Origin of the sequence: Pseudomonas sp. BSw22131, from assembly GCF_026810445.1 — a bacterium.
Taxonomy (GTDB): Bacteria; Pseudomonadota; Gammaproteobacteria; order Pseudomonadales; family Pseudomonadaceae; genus Aquipseudomonas; species Aquipseudomonas huanghezhanensis.
In genome coordinates this window covers 3,129,043-3,146,997 of the sequence record NZ_CP113949.1, presented here as the reverse complement: position 1 = coordinate 3,146,997, position 17,955 = coordinate 3,129,043, and the positions used below count along the sequence as shown (strand labels likewise).

The window sequence follows — 17,955 nt, the reverse complement described above, 5'->3', positions numbered from 1 at the left end:
ACCCCTTTCTCTGGTTCAAAATCAGTATTGCAGTGCCACGCCCACGTTCTTCTTAAGCAGCTCCTGATACAGGTCAGCGTAGGGTTCGACCGCTTTGTGCCAGTCGAACGGGGCAGCCATCGCGCGGCAGCGCATGGCATTGAGCAACTGCGGGTTGGCGAAGACCTTGAACGCTCGGGTCAAGGCCTCGGTATAGCTTTCGACAGTGGATTCGTCGAACAGGAAGCCGGTGCAGCCGTCTTCGATGGTGTCAGCCAGACCGCCGGTCTTGCGCGCAACCGGCAACGAGCCGAAGCGCTGGGCGTACATCTGGCTGAGGCCGCAAGGTTCATAACGCGACGGCATCAGCAGGAAATCGCTGCCCGCGAACATGCGGCGGGCGTCGGTTTCGTTGAAGCCTACGCGTGCGCTGATCTGGCCGGGGAAGCGCGCCGCCAGTTCACGCATGGCGTCTTCTTCCTCAGGCTCGCCACGACCAATGATCGCGATCTGCCCGCCGTTATTGACGATGTGCTCGGCAACACCGATGGTCAGGTCCAGACCCTTTTGGTAAACCAGTCGCGAGACCACGGCAAACAACGGGCCGGTGGAAGGCTCCAGTTCGAAAAGTTCGCGGACGAAATCGGCGTTGATTTCCTTGCGGGTCCATTCGTTGGGAGCGAACCGGCAGATCAAATGGTCATCCGTAGCAGCGTCCCAGCTTTCGTCGATGCCGTTGGGGATTCCGCTGAGCTTGCCGACATCGGCTTTGCTCTGCAGAAAGCCTTCAAGGCCGCAGCCGAAATCAGGCGTGGTGATTTCTTTGGCGTAAGTCGCGCTCACGGTGGTGATGTGGCTGGCATAGGCCATGCCTGCCTTGATAAAGGACAACTTGCCGTAGAACTCCATGCCTTCCGGGCGCAACGCCGAATCCGGAATACCCAGCTCTCGGCTTGATGCGACGCTGACGAAGCCTTGATAGGCAAGGTTGTGAATCGTGAAAATGCTCGGCGTTGTCTGGCCGCGCCACTTCATATAAGCGGGTGCCAGACCGGCTGGCCAGTCGTGCGCATGGACCAATTCCGGACACCATTGGGTCTTGACAGCGCCAGCAGCGAAGTCTGCCGCAGCCAGACCCAGGCGTGCGAAGCGGATGTGGTTGTCTGACCAGTCTCGACCGTGGTTGTCGCCATACGGCGTGCCTTCACGTTCGTACAGTTCGGGACAGATCAGCACGTAAATCACCAGCCCGTCCTTCATGTCCATGCGGCCGATCTTGCACGGAGGCAGAGCGGCATGGCCATTGAGTTCGCTGATGATGTAAATCGGATTACCGCTATTGATGACCTGCGGGTAGCCGGGAATCAGCACGCGTACATCATGTAGGTGGCGCATGGCGCGCGGCAGTGCAGCAGACACATCGCCCAAACCACCGGTTTTCACCAGATCGGCCATTTCCGATGTCACGAAGAGGACTTTCTTCCGGTTCGCCATCGACATGCCTGGTTGTACAGGGGGTAGTGGCAGCAGAGGAACGCTCGTCGTCGCGAAGACCGGCAGATGGGTCAGCTCGCTGGCCGGCTGGTTAAAACTCTCTCCCTTCTGGGTTTTGACAGCGGCACTAATCATCGTTTTCTCCCATTCGATACAGTGTTGGTAACGCACTTGAGCAGTAATTGGCCACGTCCTATGGCCAGACACACAAGACCTACGCAAGATCGATACCCACTTTTCGAATGCATAGTGACAGGACAAGGTAAGAGCAGCCTCTACTTGGGCTTTGGTCATTAGCATAGGCGCTCTAACTACCTGACCCAGGGCAATTGTAGAAGTTTCGACTATTTTTCTCGGAAATGTCTGGCCTGCGGCATAGCGGTCAGATGTAGGACCGAATCGCCCTCCGAAGTGTCCTTACGGGCCAATATTTCACGTCGGCTCAAAGCCACTCGTTCAAGAAAATGCCCCGACTACCGCTGGTCGGATTGTTTGACAATCCCCGGTGCGTCGCTTGGGAGGGTGGGTTTTGCAGGAAGGCTTGATGCTTAGAAAAAGGGATCAACTCTAATGTGCCTTTTCCTAGTGCGTGCCGGCTCAATTCTTGTGCGTGCACAGATTCTTCCTACACATCAGGCAGACCCTTTTGCGCCGAGGCACGTTAGAATCTGCGACCTGCGGCACGTCGACCCATAGGGCTTTGACGCTGCCTGAACAGCACTGAGTTGTAGAGGATTGAAATGGAAACCCCAGAGGTTCTGGTACTACAAGCCAGCTACACCAATCCGGTTCACGCACAGGCCATCGGCTTTATGCTCAATCAGTACGCCGAAGACGTGATGGGAGGAGGTCAATCCCTGTCCCTCGACACCCGTCAGCAACTGGCGGTGGAGCTCGCTAAACGGCCGCACGCGTTCAGTGTTCTGGCGTTTGTTGCCGGTGAGCCGGTGGGCCTGGTGAACTGTTTCGAGGGCTTCTCGACGTTTGCCTGTCGTCCCTTGATCAACATTCACGACGTGGCCGTACTGACCGCTTTCAGGGGCCAGGGCATCAGCCAGAAAATGCTGATGAAGGTCGAGGATATAGCGCGTCAGCGTGGCTGCTGCAAGATCACTCTCGAGGTGCTTGAGGGCAACGAAATCGCTCAGGGCGCCTACCGCAAACTGGGTTTTGCCGATTACACGCTCGACCCGAAGATGGGCCGGGCCTTGTTCTGGCAGAAGTCCCTTTAGGGCTCAGGCATCGTTGCAGGGGCAAATTTGTTGGCGAGGCGGCGCCATGGGCTGAATCAGTCCCACCGTCTCGCGAATGATTTCGCTCCTGCTAAATTGCGCTGCTGGCGTCTCTTTAGAATTTGTAACATTTCTCCGGTGTAAGTTATTTCTGCTATGAAGGTAGGATCACGTCCCGTATTGACTATTGGCCGCTCATGTCCCTCTCGTTGGAACCTCCCAGTTACGTATTCCGATCCTGTAATAACAGCCTCTCGCTTCTATCCCGCCGTCGCACCGTAGGCGCGCACAATTTCATTTTTCATGCACTCAATCACAGCACGCTGTCTGGCGCCGCTGCTTTTGCCGTGCCTGATTTACTTGCCACGCTGATCAAGGAAGCCTGAACCCATGGAATGGATTGCTGACCCCACCGCTTGGCTGGGTTTGTTGACCTTGATTGTGCTCGAGCTGGTATTGGGCATCGATAACCTTGTGTTCATTGCGATTCTGGCGGACAAGCTGCCGCCTGAGCAACGTGACCGCGCGCGGGTGCTGGGCCTGTCGCTGGCATTGATCATGCGCCTTGGTTTGCTGGCGAGTATTTCGTGGATGGTGACGCTTACGGAGCCGCTGGTTGACGTCTTCGGCAAAACGTTCTCCGGCCGTGACCTGATCATGTTGTTCGGCGGGGTGTTCCTGCTGTTCAAAGCCACCATGGAGCTGCATGAGCGACTTGAGGGGCACGTTGCGCAAAAATCCGGAAGCACGACGTACGCGATGTTCTGGCCCATCGTTGCGCAGATTGTGGTCCTGGATGCGGTGTTCTCGCTGGACGCAGTGATCACGGCTGTGGGCATGGTCGAGCACTTGTCGGTGATGATGATCGCGGTGGTGTTGTCGATTGGTGTGATGATCGTTGCGAGCAAGCCGCTCACAGCGTTCGTCAACGCGCATCCGACGGTGATTATGCTGTGCCTGGGCTTCTTGATGATGATCGGGTTCAGCCTCACTGCAGACGGCCTCGGCTTCCACATTCCAAAAGGCTACCTGTACGCAGCGATTGGTTTCTCGATTCTGATCGAGCTGTTCAACCAGGTTGCCAGGTCCCGCCGCAAGCGCCATCACAACGGCAGCCTGCCATTGCGTGAGCGTACCGCCCATGCGGTGTTGCGCCTGCTGGGTGGCCGTAAACCGGGTGCCGATGAAGTGGGTGACGAGATCGCCGACATGCTGGAAGGCGATGAGGAGCAGGTGGTGTTCGACCGACGCGAGCGCGTCATGATCAGTGGCGTGCTGCAACTGGCCGAGCGCCCGATTCGCTCGGTGATGACCGTGCGAAACGACATTGCCTGCATTGATGTCACGGACGCCCCGGAAGTGATTCGTCAGCAATTGATGAGCTCCTCGTATTCTCGCTTGCCGCTGATCCGCGCCGGCCGCATCGAGGAACCGTTGGGCTTCTTGCACAAAAAGGAACTGCTCAACGAACTGCTGGCCGGCAATCAGCCTGACGTGGAGCATTTGTCGCGCAAGGCAATCAATCTGCTGGACAGCTTTTCAATTCTCAACGCACTGGAGCAGATGCGCGCCGAGTCGACTCACGTGGCGTTTGTGGTGAACGAATTCGGTGATTTCACCGGGATGTTGACCATGACTGACATTCTGGAGTCGATCGCCGGCGAGTTGCCGGATGCCAGCGAGATCGAAGGTCCTGATGTGGTGGAAGAGGGTGACGACGTAGTGGTGAATGCGGCCATGAACCTCAGCCATCTGCGTCAGCGCACCGGCTTCCAGGCCAGCGCGACCGAGGATTACCAGACCCTGGCCGGCCTGGTGGTCAGCCTGCTTGACCGTCTGCCAGTCATCGGTGACGAGGTGCGGGCGCAAGGCTGGACAATGAGGGTGGTGGAAGTAAGGGAGCGCCGCGTCACGCGGGTATTGCTGCGTAAGCCGGCGATCTGACGCTGTCTTCATCACTCTTGACCAATAAAAAAGGCCTGCATCGCGCAGGCCTTTTTTGCATCAGGTGAACGAGCTTACTGGCTCACCACTTTAGGGGCGGGCGGCACCTGGCCGTCGATCTTTTCCATCTGTGCGAAGTCACTCAGGCCTTTCTGCGCGTACGGATCGCCGATGAGGCGAGGGCGTTCCTTGAAGTCGAAGCTGACAAGGCTGCGGGTGGTGTCCAGTTCATCGAAGCTCAAGCCTGCGAGCTGCGCCCACGTGTGGATGAGGTTCGAACTGGTGAAGGGGCGGTTCTTGATGCTGTCGAAATTCCAGTCGTGGGTCTGCTTCCACTTCGGTGATGCGTAGGCGATGAACGGCACGGTGTACATGGGAATGGTTGGCTTGGCCTCGTTACGCCCCAGAATGTTTCGACCGGGAGAGTCGTAAACATCCTCACCGTGGTCCGACAGGTACAGCAAAAAGCCATTGGGATCGGCCTTGGCATATGCCTTGATCAGGCTCGATACCACAAAATCGTTGTACAGCACCGCGTTGTCGTAGCTGTTGTAGAGCTCAAGTTTGCTGTCTTCGATGGCTGCTGGCACGCCTTCACGCCCGGTGAACTTGTCGAACGTCGGCGGATAGCGATATTGGTAGCTCATGTGCGTGCCCAGCAGGTGCACGACGATCAGCTTGCGCGGCGCGGCATCGCTCAAGGCCTTGGTGAAAGGCTCGACCACGTCACCGTCATACTGGCGCGCGTTCTGGTTGCGGTTGTTGTTCAGGTAGATCTGCTCGTCAGCCTGTTCCGAGAAGGTGGTGAGCATGGTGTTGCGCTTGGTCATGGTCTGCTGGTTGGTGATCCAGAACGTCTTGTAACCGGCCTGCTTCATGACGCTGACAATGGACGGCGTTTTCAGATAGAGGTCCGGGTTCTCTTCGTCGGCAAACGTCAGCACCTGCTGCAGCGCTTCGATGGTGTAAGGGCGAGGCGTGATCACGTTATTGAACACTTCCAGCTGGTCTTTGAGCTGGTCAAGGTTCGGCGTGGTCTGGCGCGGATAGCCATAAAGATGCATGCGGCCGCGGTTGGTGGACTCGCCAATCACCAGCACCAGGGTGGTAGGCAGTGCAGCTTGTTGGTCTTTGAGATTTTTCAGCGGAGCGATGTTGCTGCTGCTGGTCAGCATGGCTTGCATCCCGTCCAGTTGCTGGGTGTAACGGTGGTAAGCCACCAGCATTTGCCATGGCACGGCGGGCTCGATGCGCGACTCGAATGCCTCAAGACCAGAGGCAACGTCATCGTGACGTGCCATTTGTTTGGCCAGCGGGTAACCGATGATCGCTACCAGCAGAGCCGTGGCCGTGATCCACGCGCGGCCACGCGGCATGTAGACCGGACGCAAGCGTGTCCACAGAAAGATTGCAAACGCAGTGTGCGCAAGGAAAGCGAGAACAATCCACCATGCGAAATACTGAGTCATGTATTCCCCGGCTTCAGACACGTTCGACTCGAACATGATGAAGATGACGCTCTGGGAAAACTCCTGCTGATAGATGAAGAAATAACCCAGGCTGGCCATTGAGCAGGCCCAGAGTATGACGCCGATGACGGCCGCCATGACGCGTGTCTTTTTCGGGAACAGAAGCATCGGTGCCAGCCAGATGCCGCTCATGATGAACGCCTGACGGAAGCCGGCGAAGCCCGACGTGTCAGTCAGTTGGATAAGTAGCTGGGTAATGCCCGAGAAGTACCAGAAAAATACAAATAGCCAGGCAAGGCCGGCCCAGTCAAACCCGCTCGGAGTTTTAGCACTCCGTTTTAAAATTGCCATCAGGCGCTCCACGACAAGATTCTTGCTAACGACCGATCCAACTGGCGCCGAACGAGCGGAGCCCACATCGCATATGTGTCAGATCGAAGTCAGTAGTTTTACAAAGGCGCGGAGTATGGGCGTAACAACGTGAAAAAACTGTCATCCATCCTGCGCAGAGCGTTTACGACAGCGCTCCAACAGGTGCCATGGGAGTTGGCTGGCAAGTCTGGATGCTTCCAGGCAGCTTCACGCGCTAAGCTTCAAGCCGCAAGCTGAAGCAACACCAAAGCGCCCCGGCAGAGTTCGGGGCGTTGTTGTTGCTGTGAGCAGCAAGGGGCGACCAAGGCCTACGGGACAAGGGTCTTTAGCGTGGCTTGAACGTTACAGAGTGTTTCTGGTCGCAATAAAGGGCACGGAAAAGCCTGCACGGATCTGTAAAAGCGTGGATTAAAGTCGGGAAGGAGTGCGAAGCGGGCAAGCCAGCGGACCGGGCTTGCCACGGGATACGAGACAGCGATGAATTGCTGTTGGGGTCAGGCTTGGAGTGCGTTGGGGCCTTTCATTTGGGCCTGCTGCAGTTGTAAGGTCAGATTCTCGACCTTCTTTTGCAGCATTGCGCGATCTTCCTTCAGCTGGCGTAGCTCATCACGGCGAACGGTAACGTACAGCGTTTGTGGTGTCAGTACTGGTAGTACAGTGCCCATTGCTCACCTCGCAAACGGCGGGTTCAACTTCGGAAGGTTCAAGCAATCACGATCCCTATCCGAATTGATTATGCTCAGACCTCTATCGGCGCGGATTCTGATTTCTTTTGCCTGAAAAAGGAACTTTTTTATTTTTGATTGTCGCGAACGTTTCTTGATCGCGCAAACGTGCGTCATAGGGCAGTGTTCGCGTTGAAGACCGCAGGCGCCACGAAGAAGCAGGCAGGCCTGGGGTTTCAGGGCAACGCTCTGGATGCACAAGCGACCGTATATCGATAGACATGAAAATATTTTTACCCGGAAACCTTCATCTGCCTCTCCGGACTAACCCTACATGCGGCACTGGGCTATAAAATGAGGCACCTTTTTCTGAATCAAGGAGCACCTCTACATGCAACTCGGGATTGTTGGACTAGGCCGCATGGGCGGCAACATCGCACGTCGACTGATGCTCAATGGCCACACGACTGTGGTCTATGATCGCGATGAGCAATCTCGCACCGTCCTTGCGAAAGAAGGCTCTACGCCAGTCAATGACCTCGCTGCGCTGGTCGCAGCGCTGGAAAAGCCGCGCGCGGTATGGGTCATGCTGCCAGCCGGCGCGCCGACCGAAGACACCATCAATGTGTTGAGTGAGATGCTCGAACCCGATGACGTGATCATTGATGGCGGTAACACTTTTTATAAAGATGACATCCGTCGCTCCGTGGCACTCAAGGACAAGCAACTGCACTACGTCGATGTAGGCACCTCCGGCGGCGTATGGGGCCTTGAGCGTGGTTACTGCATGATGATCGGCGGCGAAACCGAAGTGGTTGAGCGCCTGGACCCGCTGTTCAAGACGCTTGCGCCTGGCATCGGCAGCATTCCGCGCACCGTCGACCGTGCCAAGGACGCCGACCCTCGTGCCGAGCAGGGCTACATCCACGCAGGCCCACCGGGTGCCGGACATTTCGTGAAGATGATCCATAACGGCATCGAGTACGGGATGATGCAGGCCTTCGCCGAAGGCTTCGACATCCTCAAAACCAAGAACTCTGAAAACCTCCCGCCAGAACAGCGCTTCGACCTGAACATGGGCGACATCGCCGAAGTCTGGCGTCGTGGCAGCGTGGTGTCTTCGTGGTTGCTCGACCTGACTGCTGATGCATTGGCGACCGATCCCCAGCTCAGCGCTTATTCAGGCTCCGTTGCCGATAGCGGCGAAGGTCGCTGGACCATCGAAGCGGCCATGGAGCAGGCGGTTCCTGTGCCGGTGCTGTCGAGTTCATTGTTTGCCCGCTTCCGCTCACGTCAACAAAGCACGTACGGCGACAAGATGCTGTCAGCCATGCGATTCGGTTTTGGTGGTCATAAGGAACCAAAATAATGGGTCTGTCCCCAAGCAAGCAGAAAGCCAGGGTCGCGCCGTCAACCACATTGTTTCTGTTCGGTGCCCACGGGGATCTCGTCAAGCGCCTGCTGATGCCTGCGTTGTACAACCTGACCCGTGACGGCCTGGTTGGCAGTGATTTGCACATTGTCGGTGTGGATCACAACGCGATCAGTGATGCGGATTTCGCAAAAAAGCTCGAAGACTTTATTCGCCAGGAGGCGGCCAGCAAAGTTGCCGAAGGCGGGAAGGAGCCCCTGGACCCTGCGCTTTGGGGTAGCCTCGCTAAGCGAATCACCTACATTCAGGGCGATTTTCTCGACGACTCCACCTACACCGATATTGCCGCGAAGATAGAGAGCACAGGCACGAAAAATGCCGTGTTCTATCTGGCTACGGCTCCGCGCTTTTTCAGTGAAGTCGCCAAGCGCCTTGGCTCTTCGGGCCTGATGGTCGAGGGCGAGGAGGAGGGCGACGAGTACTTCCGCCGCGTGGTTATTGAAAAACCATTCGGCCACGACTTGCCCAGCGCGGTGGCCCTCAACGGCTGCCTGCTCAAGGTCATGAGCGAAAAGCAGATCTACCGGATTGACCATTACCTGGGCAAGGAGACCGTGCAGAACATCCTTGTGAGCCGGTTCTCCAACGGCCTTTTCGAGTCGTTCTGGAACAATCACTACATCGATCATGTGCAGATCACTGCCGCTGAAACAGTGGGCGTCGAGACGCGCGGCAGCTTTTACGAAACCACCGGTGCTCTGCGTGACATGGTGCCCAATCACTTGTTTCAGCTATTGGCGATGGTGGCGATGGAGCCACCCGCCGCGTTCGGCGCAGATGCCGTGCGCGGGGAGAAAGCCAAGGTCATCGGCGCGGTTCGGCCATGGTCTGAAATGGAAGCACTGGCCAACTCGGTGCGCGGCCAGTACACCAAAAGCATCATTAACTATAAGCCTGTGCCCGGCTACCGTGAGGAAGATCGCGTCGATCCAGAAAGCACCACCGAAACCTATGTGGCGCTGAAAGTGATGATCGACAACTGGCGCTGGGTCGGTGTGCCGTTTTACCTGCGTACCGGCAAGCGCATGAGCGTGCGCGATACTGAAATCGCGATCTGCTTCAAGCCGGCACCGTATGCGCAATTTCGCGACACAGGCATCGAACGCGTCGCGCCCAACTTTCTGAAAATCCAGATCCAGCCCGATGAGGGCATGTGGTTCGATTTGCAGGCGAAGACGCCGGGCCCAACGCTTGACACGCAAACCATTGAAATGGGATTCGCCTACAAGGATTTCTTTGAAATGCAGCCATCGACGGGGTACGAAACCCTGATCTACGACTGCATGATCGGCGATCAGACCCTGTTTCAGCGCGCCGACAACATCGAGAATGGCTGGCGTGCCGTGCAGCCCTTTATCGATGCATGGGCCAAGGATCCAGCGGTCGAGACTTATCAGGCCGGGGAAGACGGCCCCTTTGCCGCCGACGAGCTCCTCGCCCGCGACGGCCATACTTGGCAGCAACTGGGATGAGTGCTCCGACGCAGCCCCTCATCCAGTTCATGCTGTCGGACATCGACGGCACGTTATTGCGGCCTGACCACAGCCTGAGTGAGGCGAACATTGAAGCGATTGGTCGCTTGCGCGAGGCGGGGATTCGATTCTCCGTCGCCAGCAGTCGGCCGCCCAAAGCCATGCGCCAGCAGATCGAGGCCTTGGGTATCGATTTGCCCACCGTGGCATTCAATGGCGCCAACATCATCAACCCCGATGGCAGCTTGCTTAGAGCGCATCGCATCTATCCGCGTGCGGCGCGCACGACGCTTGAGCTGTTCGCGCAGCATCCGGTGGCTGCATGGGTGTTTGCCGATGATCAATGGCTCTTGCTTGACCCGGCAGGCGATTACGTCGCGCATGAGCGCGACACGCTGGGCTATGACTTCGTGCAGGTCGAAAGCTTTGAACCCTATCTTGACCGGGTCGACAAGATCGTTGCCGCCAGTAAGGACTTCGCGCTGCTCAGGACGCTTGAAGCGCAGCTCAATCCGTTGATCGGTGACACGGCTCACGCAGCACGCTCGCAGTTGTATTACCTGGACGTGACGGCGATGGATGCGAACAAGGGCACTGCCTTGATTGCGCTGGCTGAAGCATTGGGTGTACCGCTGGCGCAGACCGCCGCGATTGGTGACGCCGGGAACGACGTCGCCATGTTTCTCAAGGCGGGCATGTCTATTGCCATGGGCCAGGCTGAAGCCGACGTGAAGCAGCACGCCACCCACTTAACTGACAGCAATGAAGAAGACGGAGTCGCTACCGCCATCGAGCGTTACGTGTTGCCAAGGTAATTTGCATTGCATTCAGGAGAGGCTTGTCCATCCCATGGCTGTATTGATCGAAGATTACGCATTACTCGGTAATTGCCATACCGCTGCGCTGGTATCGCGTGACGGTTCGCTGGATTGGCTGTGCTTCCCCCGGTTCGATGCGGCCGCATGTTTCGCGGCTCTGCTGGGCGACGCCGACAATGGGCGCTGGAAGATCGCTCCTCAGGACGCCAATACAATCGTCGAGCGTGCGTACCGGGATGGAACGCTGATTCTTGAAACCCGCTTCACCACGGACACTGGCAGCGCGTTGCTCATCGACTTCATGCCGATGGACGTTGAGCACAGCGTCGTGCGAATGATCGTCGGGCTTGAAGGCTGGGTCGATTTCGATATGGACCTGGCTATCCGGTTCGATTACGGCAGCACAGTGCCGTGGGTTGAAAGCCGCGATGCACACACCCTGACGGCGGTAGCAGGGCCGGACATGCTGGTCTTGCGCACGCCCGCCGAATTAAGTCCCACCGATCACCACACGAAGAGTCGTTTCAGGGTTGAAGCCGATCAGCGCGGCGCTTTCACGTTGTCCTGGCAGCCCTCACACGAAAAAGTCCGTGAAGCATTCGATGCGCAGCGGGCCCTCGACCAGACAGAAGAGTTCTGGCTGGAATTCTCCGACCGTTGCCCGGAAGTCGGTCCTTGGGCGGGACAAGTCAAGCGTTCGCTGATCACTCTCAAAGCCATGACGTTTGCACCCACGGGCGGCATTGTTGCGGCGGTAACGACGTCCCTGCCCGAGCAGTTGGGCGGCGAGCGCAACTGGGATTATCGGTTCTGCTGGTTGCGAGACGCGACCATGACATTGCTTGCGTTCATGAACCTGGGGTATTTGGAGGAGGCCACGGCCTGGAGAAACTGGTTGCTTCGCTCGGTTGCCGGCAACCCAGAGCAAATCCAGATTATGTATGGTCTCGCGGGCGAACGACGCTTACAGGAGTACGAAGTCCCCGGGCTTGCCGGTTATGAAAATTCGCGCCCGGTGCGTGTGGGCAATGGCGCCGCCACGCAGGTACAGCTGGATGTCTACGGCGAAGTGGCTGATGCCATGACGCAGGCGCTCAAGAACGGTCTGCCGCATTTGCCGCGCAGTGCTGAAATCCAGAAAGTGATCATGCCGTTCCTTGAAAAAGTCTGGCATATGCCCGATGCCGGTATCTGGGAAATTCGCTCCGAGCCGCGGCATTTCACTCATTCCAAAGTCATGGCATGGGTGGCGTTTGACCGTGTGGCCGGCATGCTGACGCAGAGCGATGACCCTGAGGATTACGTCCGGGGAGTGCACTACCGCGCAGTGGCCGACGAGATTCATGCTGACGTCTGCGCCAATGGGTTCGACCAAGAGCTGGGCAGCTTTGTGCAGACTTACGGCTCCAGGGAAGTAGACGCCAGCCTTCTGCAAATTGCCTTGACCGGTTTCCTCCCGGGCGATGATCCTCGTGTGCTGGGCACAGTGGCTCAGATAGAGCGCACGTTGCTGCAGGATGGTCTTTTACTGCGCTATGACAATGACCGCAGCACCGATGGTCTGAGCGGCAGCGAAGGGACGTTCCTTGTGTGTTCGTTCTGGCTGGCGGATGTCTACGTCTTGCTGGGGCGTGGGGGGGAGGCTCGCGATTTGTTCGAGCGGTTGTGCGCCCTGACCAATGACGTGGGTCTGCTGGCTGAGCAATACGACCCCAAGTCACAGCGCATGCTGGGTAACTTCCCGCAAGCGTTCAGCCACATCGGGATCATCAATACGGCGCTGAATCTGCACCGTGTGGTGTGCCCAGTCAAATCCAGGGCTGAGCCGCAGATTGACGCCGTCAGTCTGTGAGCACGGGGCGCGACAGGTTCAGCGCGCTTTGCGAAAGGTAAAGTTGATACGCTGCTCACCCAGCAGGGAGTGACTTCCCTGCTTGATCGGCAATACGCCGTGAAAGCGCAACCGATCCTCTCCACCCCAGACCACCACGTCGCCATGAAACAGCGGGACTTTTTGAGTCTTGTCGCTCCGTTCGAGCCCGCCAAACAGAAACATCGCCGGCAGGCCTAGCGAAACGGACACGACGGGCCACTGGTAGCCATGTTCGTTCTTGTCCTGATGCAGTGACATTTTTGCACCGGGAACGTACCGATTGATCAGGCATGCGTCCGGCTCGAAGTCGGCAAAGCCTGCGTCGCTGGCGGCCGCCTGAGCCAAATCGCGGAATACCTGTGGCATTGCCGGCCACGGCTGGTCAGTTTGTGGGTCGAGGGCGGAGTATTGATAGCCGCTGCGGTCGGTAGTCCAGCCCAGCGCTCCGCAACTGCTCAGGCCAACTGACATGGTAAAGCCGCCTGGCGTAACCATATTGCGAAAGGGTGCTGTCTGCAGAACCGCTTCAAGCGCAGGCAGCAACCGATCAACCACCGGCAGCGCGTAACCGCGAAACACATAAGAAGCCGGGCCGATCTGCTCGGTTGACGGCGGCTGGGGCGCGTCGTCGGCGAACAGGTCCAAGGTGGCCGGCGTGTCGCCTTTGCGATGCATCATGGCATCCACCTGGTGCGTTTAAACACAGCCAAGTCAGAGTGCCTTGCTGACCTTGACGTCAGTGATCACGTCGTCGCTCTGGCCGTGCATCTTCTCGAGCGCAGCCAAGGCTTCTTCAGCGGAAGCCGACTGCAATTGCGCGAATTCAAAACGGCGTTCGCCATTGAGTTTGTAGCTGATGGCGTACTTTACGGTGGGAGCGGGGGTGGTCACGTGAAACTCCTGTGAGGCTGTGCGCAAGACAAAATATTCACACAGCCCGGTGTTAAATGACAAAACGAATCAAAAGGCCTTAGCTCAAGCGAGTTGAGGAGCGACGAACGATTTTGATCGAGTGGGTGAAGGTGGTCTTGCGACCCCCGTTGCTGTCCATTTTGCGGCCAGCGGTGTCGAGGGTGATGTTCCAGAAGCCGCTGCTCGGAACGGTGATCTTTGCAGGGAAGGTATCGAACGCGCCGCCGTGGTAGGTGTGTCGACCACCATTTTTGAAGCTGCGGAAATTTGCGTCGCTCATCAGGCGTATATTGCAGAGCTGCGAGCATTCGATGACGACCAGGTCGTCTTCGTTGAGGTGCTCGCGCTGGTGTACGAATTTCATGGATCTCTCCGCGGATTTGACGATTCTCGAAAACCCGAAACGATAACATGCACCAGGCAGGCAGTTGTGGTTGCGCTCTCTTTTAATGCGTTGTTTCTGACCAAAATGACGATCCGAAGGGATTTTATTGTCCGCAAGCCTGTCGTAGCACTTTTACTGGAGGGATTGTATGAAACTGGCTGTTGTTATTCTGGCTCTGGCGATGACCGGGTGTGCCACCGTTGCCGACATCGAGCACACCCCGGCAACCATGAGCGTCATGTCAGGCAAGAACCCTCAGGAATACGCCGATTGCTTCCTCCACAAGATCGCGGATAGCCGTAAGCCTCCGCAGATTGAGCCTCGTCACGAGGGATTGCGCATCATCGTTCCGCAGAAGTTTATTCAGGGTGATCCGGCGGCCATTCTGGACATCGAGCCTCGTTCGAGTGGCAGCTCGATCAAGGTCTATGAACGCATCAGCAACGTGCCGATGCGTCCCAAGGATGTGCAGCGCGCAGCTACGGCCTGCATTTCCGGCGAAGCTTGACCCTGGCGCGTTACGGTCCCCTGATCCCGCTGGTTATTTACAGCTGACGATCAGGCTGCGAGTTTTGTAATTGCCGACATCGACGCCCAGGGTCTTGTCGCTTTCTTTGGGCTGGGGCGTACCGTCGGTGCTGATGATGTTGTAGCCGGTACCGGCGCAGGAGGCATCGGCCTTCTCATAGCACGCCGCCCAGGACATGGCCTCGCCGGAGCAGTCGATGCTCAGGCCTTGCTGGCCGTTCTTCATGTAGGTGTGTTCAGCGGTGGCGCAGCCGGTCAGGCCCAGTACTGCAATGAGAGGTAAAATCTTGATCATGTTGGAATGCTTCGTGGTGAGAGCCGGGGGAAGGTTGTTGACAGCTTTCGTTCGACTGGTAGGAGGTGCCATCGTTCCGGCATCACCGAAATCAATTACTGCAGCGACCTCCCCGGCGTTCAGCGTCAGCTTTTAGGGTCTGAGCGACGACGTGGCGCCGGTGTGTCTTCGAACACCGCAGCTACTTCGATTGCCAGGTTCTCAGTCGGGAACGGGCCGGCAATCGCCTCATCGCCAAGGCCGCAGACCCACCACTGGTTGTCGGCAAGTTTTTTGATCGCGTAGCCGTTCACGGTTTTTACGTCGGACATGTATCCATCTCGTTCAGGAAGCAGGGGTCTCGCATGATAAGGCGCCGACCGCAAACTGTCGCCTGCAACCGGGCATGTGATCAGCGCGCAATCCATGCAAAGGGTCAAGGTCCGGGCGTCAAACTTCTGCCGTTGGAGTAGACCGAATGCATCATGGCGCAGGATTAGCGCAATATCATTGAGGTGATGGAACTATCTGCGTCTGGACTCCTCTACCATGGCATTGAACGGCCAGTGGCGGGCATTGTAAGGTGACCGCCGCCTGATTAGACTGCGCCGAAACACCCCCAGCTCTTCAAGGACTCCTATGATCAAGAAATGCTTGTTCCCTGCAGCCGGTTACGGCACTCGCTTTTTGCCAGCGACCAAAGCCATGCCAAAAGAAATGCTGGCAGTTGTTAACAAGCCATTGATCCAATATGGCGTGGAAGAAGCTCTGGCCGCCGGCCTGACTGAAATCTCCATTGTGACCGGTCGTGGCAAGCGCGCGCTGGAAGACCACTTCGATATCAGTTATGAGCTGGAACACCAAATCAAGGGCACCGACAAAGAGAAGTACCTGGTCGGTATCCGCAAGCTGATCGACGAGTGCAGCTTCTCTTACACCCGTCAGACCGAAATGAAAGGCCTGGGTCACGCGATTCTCAGCGGTCGTCCTCTGATCGGCAATGAAGCCTTTGCCGTGGTCCTGGCTGATGACTTGTGCGTCAACACCGAAGGTGACGGGGTTCTGCAGCAGATGGTCGAGCTGCACAATTACTATAAGTGCTCGATCGTTGCCATTCAGGAAGTGCCCAAGGATCAAACCCACAAATACGGCATCATCGCTGGTGAAGAGATCGAGCCGGGTCTGTTCCGCGTGTCCAATATGGTTGAAAAGCCAAAGCCTGAAGATGCGCCAACCTACATGGCGATCATCGGCCGCTACATCCTGACGCCTGATATTTTCGAGAAGATCGAGCAGACCGGGCCAGGCAAGGGTGGTGAAATCCAGATCACTGACGCCCTGATGAAGCAAGCTACAGAAGGCAACGTGCTGGCCTACAAATTCAAAGGCCAGCGCTTCGACTGCGGTGGTGCTGCGGGTTACGTTGAGGCCACCAACTTCTGCTTCGAGCACTTCTACAAAGAGCTGTAAGCCTCGGACCAAAGCCGTTGTATGGGCTTTGGTCGTGCATCTGTATTTAGGACAAAGCCACCTTCGGGTGGCTTTGTCGTTTCTGTCTTACAGCGCTGGACGGCACCGTTTTAGCGGTTATGCTAGCCCCCAGCTTAGGAGAAAATGATGGCTTACGATTTCGACCTTTTTGTAATTGGCGCGGGCTCAGGCGGCGTACGTGCCGGACGTTTCGCTGCTGGTTTTGGTGCGCGTGTGGCGGTTGCCGAAAGCCGTTATCTGGGCGGCACCTGTGTGAATGTCGGCTGCGTTCCCAAGAAGTTTCTGGTGTATGGAGCCAACTTCTCCGAAGAGTTCGAGCACGCCAAGGGCTTTGGCTGGACCTTGGGCAAGACCTCGTTTGACTGGGCGACCCTGATCACCAACAAAGATCGTGAAATTCATCGGCTCAATGACATTTACCGCAAGCTGCTGGTGGACAGTGGCGTGACGTTGATGGAAGGCCACGCCAAATTGCGCGGGCCTCATGAAGTCGAAATCAACGGCCAGGTGCACACTGCCGAACATATCCTGATTGCGACGGGTGGCTGGCCTCAGGTGCCTGAGTTCCCTGGCAATCAGCACGCGATCACCTCCAACGAGGCGTTCTTCCTCGACAAACTGCCGCGCCGCATCGTGGTGGTGGGTGGTGGTTATATTGCTGTTGAATTCGCCTCTATCTTCAACGGCCTTGGCGCCGAAACCACGCTCATGTACCGCCGAGAACTGTTTCTGCGCGGCTTCGACGGCAGTGTGCGCAAGCACCTGCACGAAGAATTGATCAAGCACGGCATGGACATCCAGTTCAATACCGACGTCGCGAGCATTGAAAGACTCTCCGATGGCACCTTGCAGGTGAGCTTGAAAGACGGTCGTTCGGTTAACACCGACTGTGTTTTTTACGCCACAGGCCGACGTCCGATGCTCGACAATCTCGGGCTGGAAACCGTCAATGTCCAGCTCGACGACAAGGGCTTCGTCAAGGTCAATGAGGACTACCAGACCACTGAGCCGTCAATTCTCGCTCTTGGCGATGTAATAGGTCGAGTTCAGCTGACTCCGGTGGCGCTCGCCGAAGGCATGGCAGTGGCTCGTCGCCTGTTCAAGCCCGACGAATTCCGCCCTGTGGACTACCATCACATTCCGACGGCGGTGTTCAGCCTCCCCAATATCGGCACAGTGGGTCTTACCGAAGAAGAGGCTAAAAAAGCCGGGCACGAGGTCAAGGTATTCGAGAGCCGCTTCCGCCCCATGAAGCTCAGCCTGACCGATGATCAGGAGCGTACGTTGATGAAGCTGGTAGTCGATGCCGACACCGACAAGGTGCTGGGTTGCCATATGGTCGGCCCGGATGCGGGGGAAATCGTGCAAAGCCTGGCGATCGCAATCAAAGCTGGCGCCACCAAGCGCATTTTCGATGACACGATTGGCGTTCATCCGACGGCTGCTGAAGAGTTCGTCACCATGCGCACGGCTACTCGCTGACCGGCCGCTGAGCGCAATTGCAGGAACCCGGTCTGAATGGACAAGGCCGGGGTCGAAAGACCCGAATAAGGATGGACCCCTTTTGAACAGCAAGAGCTTGCCGGCATCTATGCCTCTGAACCGAGTCGGACCC

17 protein-coding genes are annotated in these 17,955 nt (G+C 57.2%); 9 read left to right on the top strand and 8 right to left on the bottom strand.

Annotated elements, in window-relative coordinates; all coding sequences use genetic code 11:
• Positions 1-21: 21 nt before the first annotated feature.
• Positions 22-1,608 carry a glycogen synthase GlgA gene (glgA, locus tag OYW20_RS14040; RefSeq protein WP_268796575.1) on the bottom strand — a complete coding sequence of 529 codons (1,587 nt, stop codon included), beginning with the start codon at positions 1,606-1,608 and terminating at the stop codon, positions 22-24.
• Between the two features lie 605 nt (positions 1,609-2,213).
• Between glgA and OYW20_RS14035 the strand changes: the two genes are divergently transcribed.
• Complete coding sequence (locus OYW20_RS14035; protein ID WP_268796573.1) at positions 2,214-2,705, top strand: GNAT family N-acetyltransferase; 492 nt, start codon at positions 2,214-2,216, stop codon at positions 2,703-2,705.
• A gap of 390 nt (positions 2,706-3,095) precedes the next feature.
• The gene (locus tag OYW20_RS14030) at positions 3,096-4,649 is read left to right on the top strand and encodes a TerC family protein (protein WP_268796572.1); all 1,554 of its coding nucleotides are present in this window, start codon (positions 3,096-3,098) and stop codon (positions 4,647-4,649) included.
• 74 nt (positions 4,650-4,723) lie between these two features.
• Here OYW20_RS14030 and OYW20_RS14025 read toward each other — a convergent pair whose 3' ends face one another.
• Both OYW20_RS14025 and OYW20_RS14020 read right to left on the bottom strand, forming a co-directional pair.
• Positions 4,724-6,469: a phosphoethanolamine transferase CptA gene (locus OYW20_RS14025; protein ID WP_268796571.1), complete on the bottom strand. Its 1,746-nt coding sequence runs from the start codon at positions 6,467-6,469 to the stop codon at positions 4,724-4,726.
• A gap of 515 nt (positions 6,470-6,984) precedes the next feature.
• Positions 6,985-7,155, bottom strand: coding sequence for a DUF6026 family protein (locus OYW20_RS14020; RefSeq protein WP_268796570.1), 171 nt, complete (start codon positions 7,153-7,155; stop codon positions 6,985-6,987).
• 391 nt (positions 7,156-7,546) lie between these two features.
• On the opposite strand from OYW20_RS14020, the gene gnd reads away from it, so the two are divergent.
• From gnd to OYW20_RS14000, 4 genes are read left to right on the top strand one after another with little or no spacing between them, the layout of a single operon-like run.
• The gene (gnd, locus tag OYW20_RS14015) at positions 7,547-8,524 is read left to right on the top strand and encodes a phosphogluconate dehydrogenase (NAD(+)-dependent, decarboxylating) (RefSeq protein ID WP_268796569.1); all 978 of its coding nucleotides are present in this window, start codon (positions 7,547-7,549) and stop codon (positions 8,522-8,524) included.
• A complete protein-coding gene (gene zwf / locus OYW20_RS14010) occupies positions 8,524-10,059 on the top strand; it encodes a glucose-6-phosphate dehydrogenase (RefSeq protein ID WP_268796568.1) in 1,536 nt (511 codons plus the stop codon). Before gnd ends, zwf begins: the two co-directional genes overlap by 1 nt.
• Positions 10,056-10,874: an HAD family hydrolase gene (locus tag OYW20_RS14005; protein ID WP_268796567.1), complete on the top strand. Its 819-nt coding sequence runs from the start codon at positions 10,056-10,058 to the stop codon at positions 10,872-10,874. Before zwf ends, OYW20_RS14005 begins: the two co-directional genes overlap by 4 nt.
• 34 nt (positions 10,875-10,908) lie before the next feature.
• Entirely contained in the window at positions 10,909-12,729 is a 1,821-nt protein-coding gene (locus OYW20_RS14000) for a glycoside hydrolase family 15 protein (RefSeq protein WP_268796565.1), read from the top strand.
• Positions 12,730-12,747: 18 nt separating this feature from the next.
• On the opposite strand, the gene alkB is transcribed toward OYW20_RS14000, so the two are convergent.
• From alkB to OYW20_RS13985, 3 genes are all read right to left on the bottom strand, one after another.
• On the bottom strand, positions 12,748-13,425 hold the full coding sequence (gene alkB / locus OYW20_RS13995) for a DNA oxidative demethylase AlkB (protein ID WP_268801137.1): 678 nt from the start codon (positions 13,423-13,425) through the stop codon (positions 12,748-12,750).
• A gap of 36 nt (positions 13,426-13,461) precedes the next feature.
• Positions 13,462-13,641 (bottom strand): hypothetical protein, encoded by a 180-nt coding sequence (locus tag OYW20_RS13990; RefSeq protein ID WP_268796564.1) that lies wholly within the window; start codon positions 13,639-13,641, stop codon positions 13,462-13,464.
• A gap of 79 nt (positions 13,642-13,720) precedes the next feature.
• Entirely contained in the window at positions 13,721-14,026 is a 306-nt protein-coding gene (locus OYW20_RS13985) for a DUF1883 domain-containing protein (RefSeq protein ID WP_268796563.1), read from the bottom strand.
• A 169-nt stretch (positions 14,027-14,195) separates the two neighbouring features.
• On the opposite strand from OYW20_RS13985, the gene OYW20_RS13980 reads away from it, so the two are divergent.
• A complete protein-coding gene (locus OYW20_RS13980) occupies positions 14,196-14,555 on the top strand; it encodes a hypothetical protein (RefSeq protein WP_268796562.1) in 360 nt (119 codons plus the stop codon).
• Between the two features lie 33 nt (positions 14,556-14,588).
• Here OYW20_RS13980 and OYW20_RS13975 read toward each other — a convergent pair whose 3' ends face one another.
• Together OYW20_RS13975 and OYW20_RS13970 are read right to left on the bottom strand one after the other, a co-directional pair.
• Entirely contained in the window at positions 14,589-14,870 is a 282-nt protein-coding gene (locus OYW20_RS13975; protein WP_268796561.1) for a hypothetical protein, read from the bottom strand.
• Positions 14,871-14,995: 125 nt separating this feature from the next.
• On the bottom strand, positions 14,996-15,181 hold the full coding sequence (locus OYW20_RS13970) for a hypothetical protein (protein WP_268796560.1): 186 nt from the start codon (positions 15,179-15,181) through the stop codon (positions 14,996-14,998).
• A 307-nt stretch (positions 15,182-15,488) separates the two neighbouring features.
• Between OYW20_RS13970 and galU the strand changes: the two genes are divergently transcribed.
• Entirely contained in the window at positions 15,489-16,319 is an 831-nt protein-coding gene (gene galU, locus OYW20_RS13965; RefSeq protein ID WP_268796559.1) for a UTP--glucose-1-phosphate uridylyltransferase GalU, read from the top strand.
• 147 nt (positions 16,320-16,466) lie between these two features.
• The gene (gene gorA, locus OYW20_RS13960; protein ID WP_268796558.1) at positions 16,467-17,822 is read left to right on the top strand and encodes a glutathione-disulfide reductase; all 1,356 of its coding nucleotides are present in this window, start codon (positions 16,467-16,469) and stop codon (positions 17,820-17,822) included.
• Positions 17,823-17,955 lie beyond the last annotated feature (133 nt).

Bases quoted from the DNA above. Each gene is read 5' to 3' on its own strand.
- glgA (WP_268796575.1), bottom strand. From the start codon at position 1,608: ATGATTAGTGCCGCTGTCAAAACCCAGAAGGGAGAGAGTTTTAACCAG.
- OYW20_RS14035 (WP_268796573.1), top strand. From the start codon at position 2,214: ATGGAAACCCCAGAGGTTCTGGTACTACAAGCCAGCTACACCAATCCG.
- OYW20_RS14030 (WP_268796572.1), top strand. From the start codon at position 3,096: ATGGAATGGATTGCTGACCCCACCGCTTGGCTGGGTTTGTTGACCTTG.
- OYW20_RS14025 (WP_268796571.1), bottom strand. From the start codon at position 6,469: ATGGCAATTTTAAAACGGAGTGCTAAAACTCCGAGCGGGTTTGACTGG.
- OYW20_RS14020 (WP_268796570.1), bottom strand. From the start codon at position 7,155: ATGGGCACTGTACTACCAGTACTGACACCACAAACGCTGTACGTTACC.
- gnd (WP_268796569.1), top strand. From the start codon at position 7,547: ATGCAACTCGGGATTGTTGGACTAGGCCGCATGGGCGGCAACATCGCA.
- zwf (WP_268796568.1), top strand. From the start codon at position 8,524: ATGGGTCTGTCCCCAAGCAAGCAGAAAGCCAGGGTCGCGCCGTCAACC.
- OYW20_RS14005 (WP_268796567.1), top strand. From the start codon at position 10,056: ATGAGTGCTCCGACGCAGCCCCTCATCCAGTTCATGCTGTCGGACATC.
- OYW20_RS14000 (WP_268796565.1), top strand. From the start codon at position 10,909: ATGGCTGTATTGATCGAAGATTACGCATTACTCGGTAATTGCCATACC.
- alkB (WP_268801137.1), bottom strand. From the start codon at position 13,425: ATGCATCGCAAAGGCGACACGCCGGCCACCTTGGACCTGTTCGCCGAC.
- OYW20_RS13985 (WP_268796563.1), bottom strand. From the start codon at position 14,026: ATGAAATTCGTACACCAGCGCGAGCACCTCAACGAAGACGACCTGGTC.
- OYW20_RS13980 (WP_268796562.1), top strand. From the start codon at position 14,196: ATGAAACTGGCTGTTGTTATTCTGGCTCTGGCGATGACCGGGTGTGCC.
- OYW20_RS13975 (WP_268796561.1), bottom strand. From the start codon at position 14,870: ATGATCAAGATTTTACCTCTCATTGCAGTACTGGGCCTGACCGGCTGC.
- OYW20_RS13970 (WP_268796560.1), bottom strand. From the start codon at position 15,181: ATGTCCGACGTAAAAACCGTGAACGGCTACGCGATCAAAAAACTTGCC.
- galU (WP_268796559.1), top strand. From the start codon at position 15,489: ATGATCAAGAAATGCTTGTTCCCTGCAGCCGGTTACGGCACTCGCTTT.
- gorA (WP_268796558.1), top strand. From the start codon at position 16,467: ATGGCTTACGATTTCGACCTTTTTGTAATTGGCGCGGGCTCAGGCGGC.